Below are 16,396 nucleotides of genomic sequence, written 5' to 3'. Positions count from 1 at the left end.
AGCTTTATTTATGACTGAGCCACTGCGCATCGTCTTCGCCGGCACCCCCGAATTCGCCGCCGAACACCTCAAGGCCCTGCTCGGCAGCCCTTATGAGATCGTCGCGGTCTACACTCAGCCGGATCGTCCGGCGGGCCGTGGGCAGAAGCTGATGCCGAGCCCGGTCAAGCAGCTCGCGCTGGAACACGGCATCAGCGTTCTGCAACCGCCGACCCTGCGCAACGCCGAGGCCCAGGCCGAACTGGCGGCGCTCAAGCCAGACCTGCTGGTGGTGGTCGCCTACGGCCTGATCCTGCCGCAGGTGGTGCTGGATATCCCACGCCTGGGCTGCATCAACAGCCACGCTTCGCTGCTGCCGCGCTGGCGCGGTGCGGCGCCGATCCAGCGCGCCGTGGAAGCCGGCGATAGCGAAAGCGGCGTGACCGTGATGCGCATGGAAGCCGGGCTCGACACCGGGCCGATGCTGCTCAAGAGCGTCACCCCGATCAGCGCCGAAGACACCGGCGGCACCTTGCACGACCGCCTCGCCGAACTCGGCCCACCCGCCGTGCTCCAGGCCATCGCCGGTCTCGCCGCCGGGACCCTGGATGGCGAAGTCCAGGACGACCGCCTCGCCACCTACGCCCACAAGCTGAACAAGGACGAAGCGCGCATCGACTGGAACCGTCCGGCGGTGGAGTTGGAGCGACTGATTCGCGCCTTCAATCCCTGGCCGGTCTGCCACAGCACCCTCAGTGACGAGGCCCTGAAAGTCCTGGCGGCCAGCGTCGCCGAAGGCCAGGGCAAGCCGGGTGAAATCCTCGCCGCCAGCAAGGACGGCCTGATCGTCGCCACCGGCGCCGGCGCCCTGTGCCTGACCCGCCTGCAACTGCCCGGCGGCAAGGCGCTGAATTTCAGCGACCTGTTCAACAGCCGCCGCGAGAAATTCGCCCTCGGTACGGTGCTCGGCCAATGAACCCGCGTCTGGCCGCCGCCAAGGCACTCACCGCCGTCCTCAACGGCAAGGCCTCGCTCAACAGCTCGCTGCCGTTACAACTGGACAAGGTCGAGGCCCGTGATCGCGGCCTGACCCAGGACCTGGCGTTCGGCACCGCACGCTGGCAGCCACGCCTCTCGGCACTGGCGGCCAAGCTGCTGCAAAAACCCTTCAAGGCCGCCGATGCCGACGTCGAAGCCTTGCTGCTGGTCGGCCTCTATCAACTGCTCTACACCCGTGTGCCGGCCCATGCAGCCATCGGCGAGACCGTCGGTTGCGCCGAGAAGCTGAAAAAACCCTGGGCCAAGGCCTTGCTCAATGCCGTGCTGCGCCGCGCGCAACGGGAGAGCGAAGCGCTGCTGGCCGAGCTGGAACACGACCCGGTGGTGCGCACCGCTCACCCGCGCTGGCTGCAGAAATCCCTCAAGGCCTTCTGGCCGGAACAATGGGAAGCCATCTGCGCGGCGAACAATGCCCACCCGCCGATGATCCTGCGGGTCAATCGCCGTCATCACTCGCGCGATGCCTACCTCAAGCTGCTGGGCGACGCCGGGGTCATCGCCCACGCTTGCGTCTACAGCCCGGATGGCATCGTGCTGGAAGAGGCCTGCGATGTGCGCAACCTGCCTGGCTTCAACGAAGGCTGGATCAGCGTCCAGGACGAAGCCGCGCAACTGGCCGCCGACCTGCTCGACCTGACCCCCGGCCAGCGCGTGCTCGATGCCTGCTGCGCTCCCGGCGGCAAGACCTGCCATATCCTCGAAGTCCAGCCGCAACTGGCCGGTGTGGTCGCCGTGGACCTGGAGGCCAAACGCCTGGTGCGGGTGCGCGAGAACCTCGAGCGCCTTGGCCTGGACGCCGAACTGATCGCCGCCGATGGTCGTGATACCGCCGCCTGGTGGGATGGCAAGCCGTTCCAGCGCATCCTGCTCGACGCACCGTGCTCGGCCACCGGCGTGATCCGTCGTCATCCGGACATCAAGCTGACCCGCCAGCCCGACGACATCGCCGCCCTGGCCGCCTTGCAAGGCGAGTTGCTGGACGCGATGTGGACGACCCTGGAAGTCGGCGGCATCCTGCTCTATGCCACCTGCTCGACCCTACCGACCGAGAACACCGAAGTGATCGAAGCGTTCCTCGCCCGTACCTCCGGTGCCCGCGAGCTGGAAATCGTCGGAGCCTTCGGCATCAAGCAGCCCCATGGTCGCCAGTTGCTGGCCCAGCAAGGCGGACACGACGGTTTCTACTACGCCAAACTGATCAAGATCGCCGCCACGCGCGGCTGAGCCGGGACAACGGAGCGCCCCGATGAAAATCATCATCCTCGGTGCCGGGCAGGTCGGCGGCACGCTGGCCGAACACCTGGCCAGCGAAGCCAACGACATCACCGTGGTCGACACCGACGGCGAGCGCCTGCGCGACCTCGGCGACCGCCTGGATATCCGCACCGTACAGGGCCGCGCCTCGTTCCCGACGATCCTGCGCCAGGCCGGCGCGGATGATGCCGACATGCTGGTGGCGGTGACCAACAGCGACGAAACCAACATGGTCGCCTGCCAGGTCGCCCACACCCTGTTCCACACCCCGACCAAGATTGCCCGGGTCCGCGAAGCGGCCTACCTGACCCGCGCCGGGCTGTTCGACAACGACGCGATTCCGGTGGATGTGCTGATCAGCCCGGAGCAGGTGGTCACCCACTACATCAAGCGCCTGATCGAACACCCGGGGGCCTTGCAGGTGATCGACTTCGCCGAGGGCAAGGCCCAGTTGGTGGCGGTCAAGGCCTACTACGGCGGGCCGCTGGTGGGCCAGCAACTGCGCCAGTTGCGCGAGCGCATGCCCAACGTCGACACCCGGGTGGCGGCGATCTTCCGCCGCGACCGGCCGATCATGCCTCGTGGCGACACGGTGATCGAAGCCGACGACGAAGTATTTTTCATCGCCGCCAAGGCGCATATCCGCGCGGTGATGGGCGAAATGCGCCGCCTCGACGAAAGCTACAAGCGCATCGTCATTGCCGGCGGCGGGCAGATCGGCGAGCGGCTGGCCGAAGCCATCGAAAGCCGCTACCAGGTCAAGATCATCGAGAAGAACCCGGCGCGCTGCCGGCACCTCTCGGACACCCTGGACAGCACCGTGGTGCTACTGGGCAGCGCTTCGGACCGCGACCTGCTGCTGGAAGAGAACATCGCCGACACCGATGTGTTCCTGGCCCTGACCAACGACGATGAAGCCAACATCATGTCGTCGCTGCTGGCCAAGCGCCTCGGGGCGAAGAAGGTCATGACCCTGATCAACAACCCGGCCTATGTCGACCTGGTCCAGGGCGGCGAGATCGACATCGCCATCAGCCCGCAGCTGGCGACCATCGGCACTTTGCTGACCCATGTCCGCAGGGGCGATATTGTCAGCGTGCACTCGCTCAGGCGCGGGGCGGCGGAGGCCATCGAGGCGATTGCCCACGGTGATGCGAAGTCGAGCAAAGTGGTGGGCCGGGCCATCGCCGATATCGCCTTGCCGCCGGGGGCGACCATTGGCGCGATCATTCGTGATGAAGAGGTCCTGATCGCCCACGACGCCACCGTGATCCAGGCCGGCGACCATGTCATTCTGTTCCTTGTGGATAAAAAACAGATCCGCGATGTGGAAAAGCTATTTCATGTCGGCCTGAGTTTTTTCTGACCTGTGGCGAGGGGGCTTGCCCCCGTTCGGCTGCGAAGCAGTCGTAAATCCACTCACCTCGTTTTCACTGATACAGCGGAGTGGCCGATCTTAGGGCCGCTTCGCAGCCCGACGGGGGCAAGCCCCCTCGCCACAATTGCCGTATCGAGGGATCGCCATGCTCGAATCACTGGAAAAAATGCTCGCCAAGGGTGTGGATAACTCACTACTGCGCTTCGGCCTCGGCAAGGGCTACCTGGACCTTGGGGAAAACGCCAAGGCCGTCGAGCACCTGCAACGCTGCGTCGGCTTCGACCCGCAATACTCCGCCGCCTGGAAACTGCTGGGCAAGGCGCATCAGGCCGCAGGCGACAACGCGGCCGCCAAAGAGGCCTGGGAACAGGGTCTGGAAGCTGCTCGCGGGCATGGCGACAAGCAGGCGGAGAAGGAAATGACGGTGTTTCTGAAAAAGCTTGAAAAAGCCGCGCTCAAAGATCAATGAAGCGCAGGCCGATGCCATCGGCGTCGACCCGCACCACTTCCATGCGAATCCGCGGCGCCACCGCCGGCAGCCCCTGCACCTGACCGTAGACCACCGCGCCGGTGGTCAGGCGCGACAAGCTCGGGTGCGTCACATACACGCCCTTGCTGGACAGGTTGCGCGTCAGTCCCAGGCACTCACCGATGCTCGGGTGCTGGATCTTGATCCGTAGAGCGTTCTTGTTATTGGACATCTGTTGCGTCCTTGAAGGGTGCACCTGTGGATAAGTCAGCTACGCGATTTTTATCCACAGATCGTGCCAGTCGGGCCTCAGTACCAGCGTTTCTCGCCCGGCGGACGTCTCCTGAAGCGCTTCATGCTCCACATGTACTGGTCCGGATAAGCCCGCACATAACGCGCCACCACCTGGCTCATGGCGGCCACGGAGGTCTCTGTATCGGTGCTGTACATGGCTTCGGGCGCGGCTTCGAGGATCACCTTGAAACCCGAACCATCCGGCAACCGCAACGCATGCAGGAACACCCCCACCGCCTTGCCGCCGGCGAGCATATTGGGCACGAACTTGCTGGTCAGCGCCGTGGTGCCGAGGAACGGCACGAACACCCCGGCGGATTCGGCCGGTTCCGGGTCGGCGGGAATACCCACCGCACCACCTTTGCGCACCTCCTTGATGACACTGAGGATGCCTTCCTTGGTGGACGCGGCAACCCGGTTGCCCAACTGCACCCGCTGCTTGCGCAACAGTTCGTCCACCGCCTTGAGCTTGGGCGGACGGTAGAAAATGATCGGCTTGCACTGGCTGCAATAAAAGTGATTGAGCACTTCCCAGTTGCCCAGGTGGCTGGTGATGCCGACCACGCCCTTGCCCGAGGCCAGGGCCTCCTTGAGGATGTCCAGGCCTTCGACTTCGCGCACCCGCTCCATCGACCGCTGGGCCGGCCAGATCCAGGCGCAGGCGCTTTCGGTAAAGGACTTGCCGATGCCCATCAGGCTGCGGCCGACCAACTGCTCGCGAGCCACGGGGTCGAGTTCCGGGAAACATTTCGCCAGGTTGATCCGCACCACGTCGCGGGAACGGTTGGGCAGCTTCCACATCACCCAGCCGATGGCCGCGCCCACCCATTGCACCGCGCACCAGGGCAGCAGCGCAAACAATCGCAACGCCCCCACCAGCATGGCGCCTTTAAACTTGTCCACAGGCCCCTCCTGTCGTGATCGAGCTTGTTATCAGCCGGCTATTGTAACCGTGGTGTGGCCAATGTGGCGTAGCGATCACAATCGGTGGTGTGGTCCATGACCATGCCCGAGGCCTGCATGAGGGCGTAGCAGATGGTCGGGCCGACGAATTTGAAGCCGAGTTTCTTCAGGGCCTTGCTCATCGCCTCGGCCTCGGGCGTGAGGGCCGGGACTTCGCCGCGGACCTGGAAGTGATTGATCTTCTGCACGCCGCCGACAAAGGACCAGAGCAGCGCCACCGGGTCCTCCAGCGTCAGCCAGACCTGGGCATTGCGCCGCGCGGCATTGAGTTTCAGACGATTGCGGATGATCCCCGGATCGAGCATCAGTTGTTCGATATCGGCATCGCTCATGGCCGCGACTTTGCCCGCATCGAAGCCGAACAAGACCTTCCGGTAGTGCTCGCGTTTCTTCAGGATGGTGATCCACGACAACCCGGCCTGGAACCCTTCGAGCAAAAGCAACTCGAACAGACGCTGCCCATCGCGCAGCGGCACGCCCCACTCCTGATCGTGATAGGCCATGTACAAAGGATCGTCGTTGCACCAAAAGCAGCGTGGCATAAGGCTCCAGGGGGCGTGCGCGTGGCCGAATCGGGTATACTCCCGCCTTTTGAATCGCAGCCCAAGTAACAGGTGAATTTCGTGAGCCAGCCTACGCCAGCCGTGCGTACCTTCCAAGACTTGATCCTCGCCCTCCAGCAATACTGGGCCGAGCAAGGTTGTGTGGTACTTCAGCCCTACGATATGGAAGTAGGCGCCGGCACCTTTCATACCGCCACGTTCCTGCGCGCCATCGGCCCGGAAACCTGGAACGCCGCCTACGTACAGCCCAGCCGCCGCCCGACTGACGGCCGCTACGGCGAAAACCCGAACCGCTTGCAGCATTACTACCAGTTCCAGGTGGTCCTCAAGCCGAACCCGGACAACTTCCAGGAGCTGTACCTGGGCTCGCTCAAGCATGTCGGCCTCGACCCGCTGGTGCACGACATCCGTTTCGTCGAGGACAACTGGGAATCGCCGACCCTCGGCGCCTGGGGCCTGGGCTGGGAAGTCTGGCTCAACGGCATGGAAGTCACCCAGTTCACCTACTTCCAGCAGGCCGGCGGCATCGAGTGCTACCCGGTTACCGGCGAGATCACCTACGGCCTCGAGCGCCTGGCGATGTACCTGCAGGGCGTCGACTCGGTCTACGACCTGGTCTGGGCCGACGGTCCGTTCGGCAAGGTGACCTATGGCGACGTGTTCCACCAGAACGAAGTGGAGCAGTCGACCTACAACTTCGAACACGCCAACGTCGAGAAGCTGTTCGAACTGTTCGATTTCTATGAAAGCGAAGCCAAGCGCCTGATCGAGCTGGACCAGCCGCTGCCGTTGCCGAGCTATGAAATGGTCCTCAAGGCCTCGCACACCTTCAACCTGCTGGATGCACGCCGGGCGATCTCGGTCACCGCGCGCCAGCAGTACATCCTGCGAGTCCGCACCCTGGCCCGTTCGGTGGCGCAGGCCTACCTGATGGCCCGGGCCAAACTGGGCTTCCCGATGGCAACCGCGGATTTGCGTGACGAAGTGTTGGCTAAGTTGGAGGCAGCACAATGAGTGCTCAAGATTTTCTGGTTGAACTGGGCACGGAAGAGCTGCCACCCAAGGCCCTCAATACCCTGGCCGAGGCCTTTCTCGCCGGTATCGAAAAGGGCCTGCAAAGCGCCGGCCTGAGCTTCGCAAGCAAGCAGGTCTACGCCGCGCCACGGCGTCTGGCCGTACTGCTGACCCAGCTGCAAAGTCAGCAGCCGGACCGCAGCATCAACCTCGACGGGCCGCCACGCCAGGCCGCCTTCGACGCTGAAGGCAACCCGACCCAGGCCGCCCTCGGTTTCGCCAAGAAATGCGGCGTGGAACTGAGCGAAATCGACCAGAGCGGGCCGAAACTGCGCTACACCCAGAGCATCCAGGGCAAGCCGACCAGTAGCCTGCTGCCGACCATCGTCGAGGATTCGCTGAACGACCTGCCGATTCCCAAGCGCATGCGCTGGGCCGCGCGCAAGGAAGAGTTCGTGCGTCCGACCCAGTGGCTGGTGATGCTGCTCGGTGACCAGGTCATCGACTGCACCATCCTCGCCCAGAAAGCCGGTCGCGACTCCCGTGGTCACCGCTTCCATCACCCGCAAAGCGTGCGCATCACCTCGCCGGCCAACTATCTGAACGATCTGCGCGCCGCCTATGTACTGGCCGACGCCAACGAGCGGCGCGAACTGATCAGCAAGCGCACCGCGGAGCTGGCAACCCAGCAGGAAGGCACGGCGATCATGCCGGCGGACCTGCTCGACGAAGTCACCGCCCTGGTCGAATGGCCGGTGCCGCTGGTGTGCTCCTTCGAGGAGCGCTTCCTCGATGTGCCCCAGGAAGCCCTGATCACCACCATGCAGGACAACCAGAAGTACTTCTGCCTGCTGGACGTCGACGGCAAGCTCCTGCCGCGCTTCATCACCGTCGCCAACATCGAGAGCAAGGACCCGCAACAGATCATCGCCGGTAACGAGAAAGTCGTGCGCCCGCGCCTGACCGACGCCGAGTTCTTCTTCAAGCAGGACAAGAAGCAGAAGCTCGAACAGTTCAACCTGCGCCTGCAGAACGTGGTGTTCCAGGAAAAACTCGGCAGCGTCTACGACAAGGCCGAGCGTGTCTCCAAGCTGGCCGCGTTCATCGCCCCACGCATCGGCGGCGACGCCCAGCGCGCGGCCCGCGCCGGCCTGTTGTCGAAATGCGACCTGGCCACCGAAATGGTCGGCGAGTTCCCGGAGATGCAAGGTGTCGCCGGTTACTACTACGCGCTCAATGACGGCGAGCCGGAAGATGTCGCTCTGGCCCTGAACGAACAGTACATGCCGCGCGGTGCCGGCGCCGAACTGCCAAGCACCCTGACCGGTGCGGCGGTGGCGATTGCCGACAAGCTCGACACCTTGGTCGGGATCTTCGGCATCGGCATGCTGCCGACCGGCAGCAAGGACCCCTATGCCCTGCGCCGCGCCGCCCTCGGCGTGCTGCGAATCCTGATCGACAAGCAGCTGGACCTCGACCTGATCGAAACCGTGGCCTTCGCGGTCAAGGCCTTTGGTGCCCGGGTCAAGGCCGCCGGCCTGGCCGACCAGGTGCTGGAGTTCATCTTCGACCGCCTGCGTGCCCGTTACGAAGACGAAGGCGTGGACGTCGCGACCTACCTGTCGGTGCGTGCCCTCAAGCCGGGTTCGGCGCTGGACTTCGACCAACGCGTACAAGCCGTGCAGAAATTCCGCCAGTTGCCGGAAGCGGCTGCCCTGGCGGCGGTGAACAAGCGTGTGTCGAACCTGCTGAGCAAGGCCGAAGGCAACATCCCGAGCACCGTGGAAGCCAAGTACTTCGACAACGCCAACGAGTTCTCGCTGTACTCGGCGATCCAGCAGGCGGACCAGGCGGTCCAGCCGATGGCCGCGGCACGCCAGTACAACGAATCGTTGGCACGCCTGGCCGCCCTGCGCGAGCCGGTGGATGCGTTCTTCGAAGCGGTGATGGTGAATGCCGAGGACGCCAAGGTCCGCGCCAACCGTTATGCGCTGCTGGCACGTCTGCGAGGCCTGTTCCTGGGTGTCGCCGATATTTCGCTGCTGGGCTGAGGGCGCGTCTTGAAGCTGCTGATTCTCGATCGGGACGGGGTGATCAACCAGGACTCCGACGCCTATATCAAGTCGGTGGAGGAATGGATTCCACTCCCCGGCGCGATCGAAGCCATCGCGCAGTTGAGCAGGGCCGGCTGGACGGTGGCGGTGGCCACCAACCAGTCCGGCATCGCTCGCGGCTACTACGATATCGCCACCCTGGAAGCCATGCACGAGCGCCTGCGTTCGCTGGTGGCACAACAGGGCGGCGAACTCGGGCTGGTGGTGTATTGCCCGCATGGGCCGGACGAGGGCTGCGATTGCCGCAAACCCAAGCCCGGCATGTTGCGCAGCATCGCCGAACATTACGGGGTGTCGTTGGCTAGGCTATGGTTTGTCGGCGACAGCCTCGGTGACTTGGAGGCGGCGCAAGCCGTCGACTGTCAGCCTGTTTTGGTAAAAACCGGTAAAGGCGAAAAGACACTGGGTAAAACCCTGCCGGTGGGCACCCTGGTTTTTGACGATCTGGCGGCGGTTGCCGCAGAACTTATCCACAACTGAAGCTCTTCTGACCTCCTGACCAAGGACTGTTCGGGAAGCGCTTTTTATAGGCGGGCAATGCCCGCAACGGTAAATGCCGCTATGTCGATCCTGCAGGCCATCAGAACCTTTTTCTTTTACCTGCTGCTGGGCACCAGTTCGCTGTTGTGGTGCTCCCTGAGCTTTTTTATCGCGCCGTTCCTGCCGTTCAAGGCACGTTATCGCTTTATCAACGTGTACTGGTGCCGTTGTGCCCTGTGGCTGAGCAAGGTATTCCTGGGCATCACGGTCGAAATCAAGGGCGCGGAGAATGTACCCGAACGTCCTTGCGTGATTCTGTCGAATCACCAGAGCACCTGGGAAACCTTCTTCCTCTCGGCCTATTTCTCGCCCCTGAGCCAGGTGCTCAAGCGTGAGTTGCTGTATGTGCCGTTCTTCGGCTGGGCCATGGCCATGCTGCGGCCGATCGCCATCGACCGGGATAACCCGAAGGCAGCGCTCAAGCATGTGGCGAAGAAGGGCGACGAGTTGCTCAAGGACAATGTCTGGGTGCTGATCTTCCCCGAAGGTACCCGTGTGCCGTTCGGCACGGTCGGCAAGTTTTCCCGGGGCGGCACGGCACTGGCGGTGAACGCCGATCTGCCGGTGCTGCCGATTGCCCACAACGCCGGCAAGTTCTGGCCGAAGACCGGCTGGTTGAAGAAACCCGGGACCATCACGGTGGTGATCGGTGCGCCGATGATGGCCGAAGGCAGCGGGCCACGGGCGATTGCCGAGCTCAATGACCGGGTCCAGGCCTGGAACGAGCAGACCCAGCGAGACATGGGCTCGTTGCCGCCGGCACCGGCGATCGAGACGCCTGTCGTGGTTTGACGCAATTGTGGATAACTTGTGCACAAGATTTGGATTTCTTTCATAAAAATGACGTAAGCACATGATTTTATTGCTTATTTATCTGTATGACTTTCCGCTGTAAATCGTGCATAAGTTTTTTCGAGCGATAAAAAAACCGGCTTTAATGCCGGTTTTTCAAAACGAAATATGATTTCCGTGGCAACCGGTCTCAGACCTTGTCCAGATCCACGCCCTTGGTCTCCTTCAGGCAGAACAACCCCACCACCAGGCTGACCCCGGTCACCAGCACCGGATACCACAGGCCATAGAAGATATCCCCGGTGTAGACCACCAGCGCAAAGGACACCGTGGGCAGGAACCCGCCGAACCAGCCGTTGCCGATATGGTAGGGCAGCGACATCGAGGTGTAGCGGATGCGCGTCGGGAACAGCTCGACCATCACCGCCGCCAGCGGGCCATAGGTCATAGTGGCAATCAGAATCAGCAAGACAATCAGCAGCACCACCATCGGCTCGTTCACCGCCGCGCTATCGGCCTTGGCCGGATAACCCGCCGTGGTGATCGCCGCGCGCATCGCCGCCTCATCGAAACCGCTGATCTTCTGTTCACCCACCGACACCGTCACATCCGCCCCGGGTGCCGCGGCCTGGGAGCTATAGGGCAGGCCCTGCTTGACCAGGAAGGTCTTGATCTTGTCGCACGGGCTGTCGAAACGTGCTTTACCCACCGGGTCGAACTGGAAGGTACAGCTCGCCGGGTCGGCCAGCACCACGATCGGCGCCTGGCGGCTGGCCGCGTCGATCTGCGGATTTGCATAATGGCTCAGCGCCTTGAACAGTGGGAAATAGCACAACGTCGCCAGCAACAGGCCAAGCATCAGGATCGGCTTGCGGCCGATCTTGTCCGACAGCCAGCCGAACAGCACGAAGAACGGTGCGCCGATCACCACGCTGATGATCAACAGGGTATTGGCCTGGGTCGGGTCCATCTTGAGCATCTGGGTCATGAAGAACAGCACGTAGAACTGCGCCGTGTAGAAGGTCACCGCCTGCCCGGCGTTGATGCTGAAGAGGGCGGTCAGGACGATCTTCAGGTTCTGCCAGGAGCCGAAGGATTCGCGGATCGGCGAGCGGCTGACCTTGCCCTGGGCCTTCATTTTCACGAAAGCCGGCGACTCGTGCATGCTCAGGCGGATCCAGGTGGAAATCGCCAGCAGGAAGATCGACAGCAGGAACGGCAGGCGCCAGCCCCAGACTTCGAACTGATCGCCGCTGATGTAACGACTGGCGAGCACCACCATCAGCGACAGGAGCAGGCCCAGGGTCGCGGTGGATTGAATCCAGCCGGTATACGAACCACGTTTGCCGGTCGGCGCGTGCTCCGCCACGTAAGTCGCGGCGCCGCCGTATTCACCGCCCAGCGCCAGGCCCTGGAGCATGCGCAGCAGGACCAGGATGATCGGCGCGGCGATGCCGATGCTGGTGTAGGTCGGCAACAGGCCGACGGCAAAGGTGGAAAGGCCCATCAGGATGATGGTCATGAGGAAGGTGTACTTGCGTCCGATCATATCCCCCAGGCGCCCGAATACCAGGGCGCCGAAAGGCCGGACCAGAAAACCCGCGGCAAAGGCCATGAGGGCGAAGATAAACGCCGTGGTGTCGTTGACCCCAGCAAAGAACTGCTTGCTGATCACCGCCGCCAGGGCGCCATAGAGAAAAAAGTCATACCACTCGAAAACCGTCCCGAGGGATGACGCAAAAATGATCTTTCGTTCTTCCTTGCCAGTGCTCGCGGTTGCACGCATGCGCTGTTGCTCGATGTAGTCCGACATTTGCCATGTCCTCGGCCCTGGGGGCCACAGTGATTATTGTTGTTGTTCCACTGTGGATTCCGGCTGACTGCCACCGGAATCCGCTTTTTGCACTATTGACGCTATCTACCGGCCCGACACGGTCCCCTGTAGGAGCTGGCCTGTCGGGACGCCGCATCGCAGCGATGAGGCTCGTGAGACTTGATCGGCGAGCCGGCTCCTACAAGGGGACCAGGGTTTCCTCCACTCGTAAGTCATGAATGGCCGGGGCATCCTCCAGAATCATCTGCGCCGCCTTCTCGGCAATCATCACCGTTGGCGAACAGGTATTGCCGGAGACGATGTCCGGCATGATCGACGCATCGGCGACCCGCAACCCCGGAACACCGTGCACCCGCAACCGGGCATCCACCACATCCAGCGTGCCGCCGCCCATCCGGCAGGTGCCCACCGGGTGAAAGATCGTCGTTCCGATCCGCGCCGCCGCCTCATGCAATTGCTCTTCGGTGTGCAGCGCCGCCCCGGGCAGGTATTCCTCGGGTTTGAAGACCCGCAGGGCAGGGGAGTCGACAATGCGTCGGGTCAGCCGAATAGCCTCGGCCGCGACTTTCAGATCCTCGGGATCGCTCAGGTAATTCGGATCGATCAATGGCGCCAGATCCGGATCGGCCGAGCGAATATCGATCCGCCCCCGGCTCAGCGGCCGCAGGTTGCACACCGAAGCGGTAAAGGCCGGGAACCGATGCAACGGCTCGCCGAAGCGCTCCAGCGACAAGGGCTGCACGTGGTACTGCAAATTGGCCGAGGCCTGCTCCGGCGAGGACTTCACGAACGCGCCCAACTGGCTGGGGGCCATGGCCAACGGACCACTGCGGTCGTAGAGATAACGCAGGCCCATACCGACTTTGCCCCACAGACTATTGGCGACCTGATTGAGGGTACGGGCATTGCTGAGTTTGTAGATCAGGCGCAGTTGCAGGTGATCCTGCAGATTGCCACCGACACCCGGCAGTTCATGACGCACCGCGATGCCGAGATTTTCCAGCAAGGGCCGGGGGCCGATACCCGAACGCTGGAGAATGCCGGGAGAGCCAACCGAACCGGCGCACAAAACGATCTCGCGCCGCACATTGAACACATGTTCCTCGCCCTGCCAACGCGCCACGACGGCACTGGCACGACCATTCTCCAGGTTCACCCGGTCAACCTGGACACCGGTCAGGATCGTCAGGTTGGGCCGTTTGAGGATTGGCCGCAGAAAAGCTTTCGATGAGTTCCAGCGCACGCCGGAACGCTGGTTGACCTGAAAGTATCCACAGCCCTGGTTATCGCCGGCGTTGAAATCACTGACGCTGGCAATGCCGTTTTCAGCGGCGGCAGCGCGGAAGGCATCAAGGATCGGCCAGGAGTAGCGCTGCTGCTCGACGCGCCATTCGCCTTGGTCATTATGGAATTCGCTGGCGCCGCCAAAGTGGTTTTCGCTGCGCTTGAACAGCGGCAGGACATCGTTCCAGGCCCAACCCGGATTGCCCTGGGCGGCCCAGCGATCATAGTCGCCGGCCTGGCCACGCATATAGATCATGCCATTGATGGACGAGCTGCCGCCCAGCACCTTGCCGCGCGGGTAGCCGAGGCTGCGACCTTGCAGGCCGGGTTGCGCTTCAGTCTTGAAGCACCAGTCGGTACGCGGATTGCCGATGCAGTACAGATAACCCACCGGGACATGAATCCACGGGTAGTTATCCTGACCGCCGGCCTCGAGCAGCAGCACATGGTTCTGCGGATCGGCGGACAGCCGATTGGCCAGCACACAGCCGGCGGGCCCGGCACCGACTATCACGTAGTCATAGGGCAGGTGGGCGGATGACATAGGCAACCTCGCCTTTTTTATTGTTCTTGTCTCTCTTCATGTTATTGATTAGTTTCGAGATGAAAACCTTCGTTTTTGCGCAAGTGCTGTGTGTTTTCAAGCAAGGCCGTGCCCCCCGCGATTGACAAGGAAGCCCCCATGTTCGACTGGAACGATCTGCGTTTTTTTCTCGAGCTGCAACGCAGCGGGCGCCTGCTGACCGCGGCCAAGCGCCTGAACACCACCCACAGCACCGTGGCCCGGCATATCGAGACCATCGAGCAGAGCCTGGGCACCGCGCTGTTTGTCCAGCATGCCCAGGGCTACGAGCTGACACCCTCGGGCCAGGCCTTGCTCAAGCATGCCGAGGCCATGGAAAACGTCGCCTTGCTGGCCCAGGAAGAAATCACCCAGGCCATCGCCCCCCTGGGCAAGATCCGCCTGGGGGTGACCGAAGGGATCGGCATCATGTTCCTCACCACCCGCATGGGCAGCCTGTACGAACGTTACCCGGGGCTGGAAGTGGAACTGGTGGCGGTGCCGCGTTTCGTCAGCATCCTCAACCGCGAGGCGGAAATCAGCATTCACCTCGACCGGCCGAATGCCGACCTGTTGATCACTCGCAAACTGACCGACTATCGCCTGGCGCTGTATGCCAGCCCGGACTACCTCGCCTGGGCGCCGGCCTTGCAGCATCGCGACGACCTGTCGCAACACAACTGGATCGGTTACGTCGACGACCTGCTGTTCAGCGAGGAGCTGCTGTTCCTCAATAACTTCTGCCGCACGCCGAATGTGATTTTCCGCAGCACCAGCGTGATTGCCCAGCAACAGGCGGCGCGGGCCGGGCTGGGGATTGCGGTGTTGCCCAACTACATGGCCAAGGATGATCCACAGTTGGTACGAGTATTACCGGAGGAAACCATCCAACGCAGCTACTGGATCAGCACCCGACGGGAGCTGCACAAGTCAGTGCGCTTACGGGTGGTGTGGGATTTTCTGCTGGCATTGTGTGCGAGTGAACAGGGTGTGTTGCTGGCACCGTGAAACTATCGACCCTCAGCTTTTCTTGTAACACTCCATTTGCGAAAAGCTGCCTCCATTGATACGGATGGAGGTGGCGTCGTCATTGGTTATTTCCTGGGGCGGTGTAAAGCCGAGCAGCGACGATGCCCGGGTCGCATTGATCCATTCCAGCCGGCCCTTGATCAGGGCGCCGTCGAGCGAACCGGCACTGCTGCGAATACGCACGGTGTCCTTGCCATGCTGGTAGAAAAAGATGAACGGCCCATTGAAACCAGGACACTCGTAGCTGCTCAGCAGCCTGGGCGTCGGCATGTAGCCGGCGTTGATAATGCCGACATAGATCACCGAATAACCGATATACGCCAGCACCGGTACCGCTGCCAACGACCCGACCCAGAACCATCGGCGCTTGCGCTTCGATTCGTCTGGCAGAGGCTCGACAGGGGAGTTGTCCACAGGCGCCGAGAGCGTCTCGGGAGGCAGCAGCTCGGCGGATACAGGTTCATGAACCTCAGGGATATCCTCCGCCACCGCGACCACCTGAGCCACGCGGCTCGGCAGCGGTTGGGCGAGCACAGGCTCCGCCATGCGGGCAGGGCGCACAACCGGCTCGGGCCTGGGCAGCAAACGCAGGTTGCGCTGGATGATCCGGCTTTCCACCAGTACGAAGATCGCACAGGCCAGGGGCATCGCCAGCACCAGGCCCGGTGCCTGGGTCGCCACCCAATCGGCGATCAGCGGGTCGGACATGCCGATATTCCCGGCCACCCAGCCCAACAAGGCGCCGCCCGCCGGGATCAACCAGGGATAACGCTTGAACAGCCCAGTCACAAACAAACTGCCGTACATCAATATCGGGATGCTCAGCAGCAGCCCCAACACCAGAATTCCCAGGTTGTCCTGGGCCACGGCGGCCAGGGCCACCACATTGTCCAGGCTCATGGTCAGGTCGGCAAAGACGATCAGCCCGATCACGGACCAGAGCGTCGAACCCGAATGCTGCGGCAAGTGTTCGGCGTCTTCATCCGCCACCAACAACTTGATGGCGATCACTACCAGCGCGACCATGCCCAGCAGTTTCAGGCAGGGCACCTTGAGCAACAGGCTGATCACCGAAGTGAACAGGATCCGCAGGACCACTGCCACGCCCATCCCGGCGAACAACGCCTGGCGCATCTGCCGGGCCGGCAGGTGACGGCAGGCGAGGGCGATGACCACGGCGTTATCGCCGCTCAGCAACAGGTCGAGCAGGAACACCTGCAACGTCAGGTTGATGCCCTGCATCCCGGTATCCAAGCCGATCATCTTGC

General features: G+C 62.7%; 15 protein-coding genes. 9 read left to right on the top strand and 6 right to left on the bottom strand.

Going from position 1 to position 16,396, the window contains the following annotated elements; translation table 11 throughout:
- Window positions 1-10: 10 nt before the first annotated feature.
- From fmt to M5B99_RS11515, 4 genes are all read left to right on the top strand, one after another.
- A complete protein-coding gene (gene fmt, locus M5B99_RS11530; RefSeq protein WP_248804130.1) occupies window positions 11-955 on the top strand; it encodes a methionyl-tRNA formyltransferase in 945 nt (314 codons plus the stop codon).
- Entirely contained in the window at window positions 952-2,262 is a 1,311-nt protein-coding gene (rsmB, locus tag M5B99_RS11525) for a 16S rRNA (cytosine(967)-C(5))-methyltransferase RsmB (protein WP_248804129.1), read from the top strand. The genes fmt and rsmB overlap by 4 nt, the downstream gene beginning before the upstream one ends.
- Before the next feature lie 22 nt (window positions 2,263-2,284).
- Window positions 2,285-3,658 (top strand): Trk system potassium transporter TrkA, encoded by a 1,374-nt coding sequence (gene trkA / locus M5B99_RS11520; protein WP_248799694.1) that lies wholly within the window; start codon window positions 2,285-2,287, stop codon window positions 3,656-3,658.
- 157 nt (window positions 3,659-3,815) lie between these two features.
- The gene (locus M5B99_RS11515; protein WP_248804128.1) at window positions 3,816-4,139 is read left to right on the top strand and encodes a tetratricopeptide repeat protein; all 324 of its coding nucleotides are present in this window, start codon (window positions 3,816-3,818) and stop codon (window positions 4,137-4,139) included.
- On the opposite strand, the gene M5B99_RS11510 is transcribed toward M5B99_RS11515, so the two are convergent.
- The 3 genes from M5B99_RS11510 to M5B99_RS11500 all read right to left on the bottom strand — a co-directional run bounded on the left by M5B99_RS11510 (window position 4,126) and on the right by M5B99_RS11500 (window position 5,938).
- On the bottom strand, window positions 4,126-4,371 hold the full coding sequence (locus M5B99_RS11510) for a PilZ domain-containing protein (RefSeq protein WP_248804127.1): 246 nt from the start codon (window positions 4,369-4,371) through the stop codon (window positions 4,126-4,128). The two genes, M5B99_RS11515 and M5B99_RS11510, sit on opposite strands and share 14 nt — an antisense overlap.
- Before the next feature lie 77 nt (window positions 4,372-4,448).
- Window positions 4,449-5,336 carry a lysophospholipid acyltransferase gene (locus tag M5B99_RS11505; protein ID WP_248804126.1) on the bottom strand — a complete coding sequence of 296 codons (888 nt, stop codon included), beginning with the start codon at window positions 5,334-5,336 and terminating at the stop codon, window positions 4,449-4,451.
- 38 nt (window positions 5,337-5,374) lie between these two features.
- Window positions 5,375-5,938, bottom strand: a complete 564-nt coding sequence (locus M5B99_RS11500; RefSeq protein ID WP_248804125.1) for a DNA-3-methyladenine glycosylase I — start codon at window positions 5,936-5,938, stop codon at window positions 5,375-5,377.
- 81 nt (window positions 5,939-6,019) lie between these two features.
- Between M5B99_RS11500 and glyQ the strand changes: the two genes are divergently transcribed.
- Genes glyQ through M5B99_RS11480 form a run of 4 tightly spaced genes read left to right on the top strand, consistent with a single transcriptional unit; the run spans window position 6,020 to window position 10,419 of the window.
- Entirely contained in the window at window positions 6,020-6,973 is a 954-nt protein-coding gene (gene glyQ / locus M5B99_RS11495) for a glycine--tRNA ligase subunit alpha (RefSeq protein WP_248804124.1), read from the top strand.
- The gene (glyS, locus tag M5B99_RS11490) at window positions 6,970-9,024 is read left to right on the top strand and encodes a glycine--tRNA ligase subunit beta (RefSeq protein ID WP_248804123.1); all 2,055 of its coding nucleotides are present in this window, start codon (window positions 6,970-6,972) and stop codon (window positions 9,022-9,024) included. Before glyQ ends, glyS begins: the two co-directional genes overlap by 4 nt.
- 9 nt (window positions 9,025-9,033) lie before the next feature.
- Window positions 9,034-9,567: a D-glycero-beta-D-manno-heptose 1,7-bisphosphate 7-phosphatase gene (gene gmhB, locus M5B99_RS11485; RefSeq protein ID WP_248804122.1), complete on the top strand. Its 534-nt coding sequence runs from the start codon at window positions 9,034-9,036 to the stop codon at window positions 9,565-9,567.
- A 57-nt stretch (window positions 9,568-9,624) separates the two neighbouring features.
- A complete protein-coding gene (locus M5B99_RS11480) occupies window positions 9,625-10,419 on the top strand; it encodes a lysophospholipid acyltransferase family protein (RefSeq protein ID WP_248804121.1) in 795 nt (264 codons plus the stop codon).
- Window positions 10,420-10,609: 190 nt separating this feature from the next.
- On the opposite strand, the gene M5B99_RS11475 is transcribed toward M5B99_RS11480, so the two are convergent.
- A complete protein-coding gene (locus M5B99_RS11475; RefSeq protein ID WP_248804120.1) occupies window positions 10,610-12,232 on the bottom strand; it encodes an MFS transporter in 1,623 nt (540 codons plus the stop codon).
- A gap of 199 nt (window positions 12,233-12,431) precedes the next feature.
- Window positions 12,432-14,081, bottom strand: coding sequence for a GMC family oxidoreductase (locus M5B99_RS11470; RefSeq protein ID WP_248804119.1), 1,650 nt, complete (start codon window positions 14,079-14,081; stop codon window positions 12,432-12,434).
- A 138-nt stretch (window positions 14,082-14,219) separates the two neighbouring features.
- On the opposite strand from M5B99_RS11470, the gene M5B99_RS11465 reads away from it, so the two are divergent.
- On the top strand, window positions 14,220-15,107 hold the full coding sequence (locus M5B99_RS11465) for a LysR family transcriptional regulator (protein ID WP_248804118.1): 888 nt from the start codon (window positions 14,220-14,222) through the stop codon (window positions 15,105-15,107).
- 12 nt (window positions 15,108-15,119) lie between these two features.
- Here M5B99_RS11465 and M5B99_RS11460 read toward each other — a convergent pair whose 3' ends face one another.
- Complete coding sequence (locus M5B99_RS11460; RefSeq protein ID WP_248804117.1) at window positions 15,120-16,391, bottom strand: TerC family protein; 1,272 nt, start codon at window positions 16,389-16,391, stop codon at window positions 15,120-15,122.
- Window positions 16,392-16,396 lie beyond the last annotated feature (5 nt).

Origin of the sequence: Pseudomonas sp. MWU13-2100 (assembly GCF_023242365.1) — a bacterium.
GTDB lineage: Bacteria > Pseudomonadota > Gammaproteobacteria > Pseudomonadales > Pseudomonadaceae > Aquipseudomonas.
Note: the sequence above shows the minus strand (reverse complement) of the source record. Positions and strands in the feature narration are given on the sequence as shown.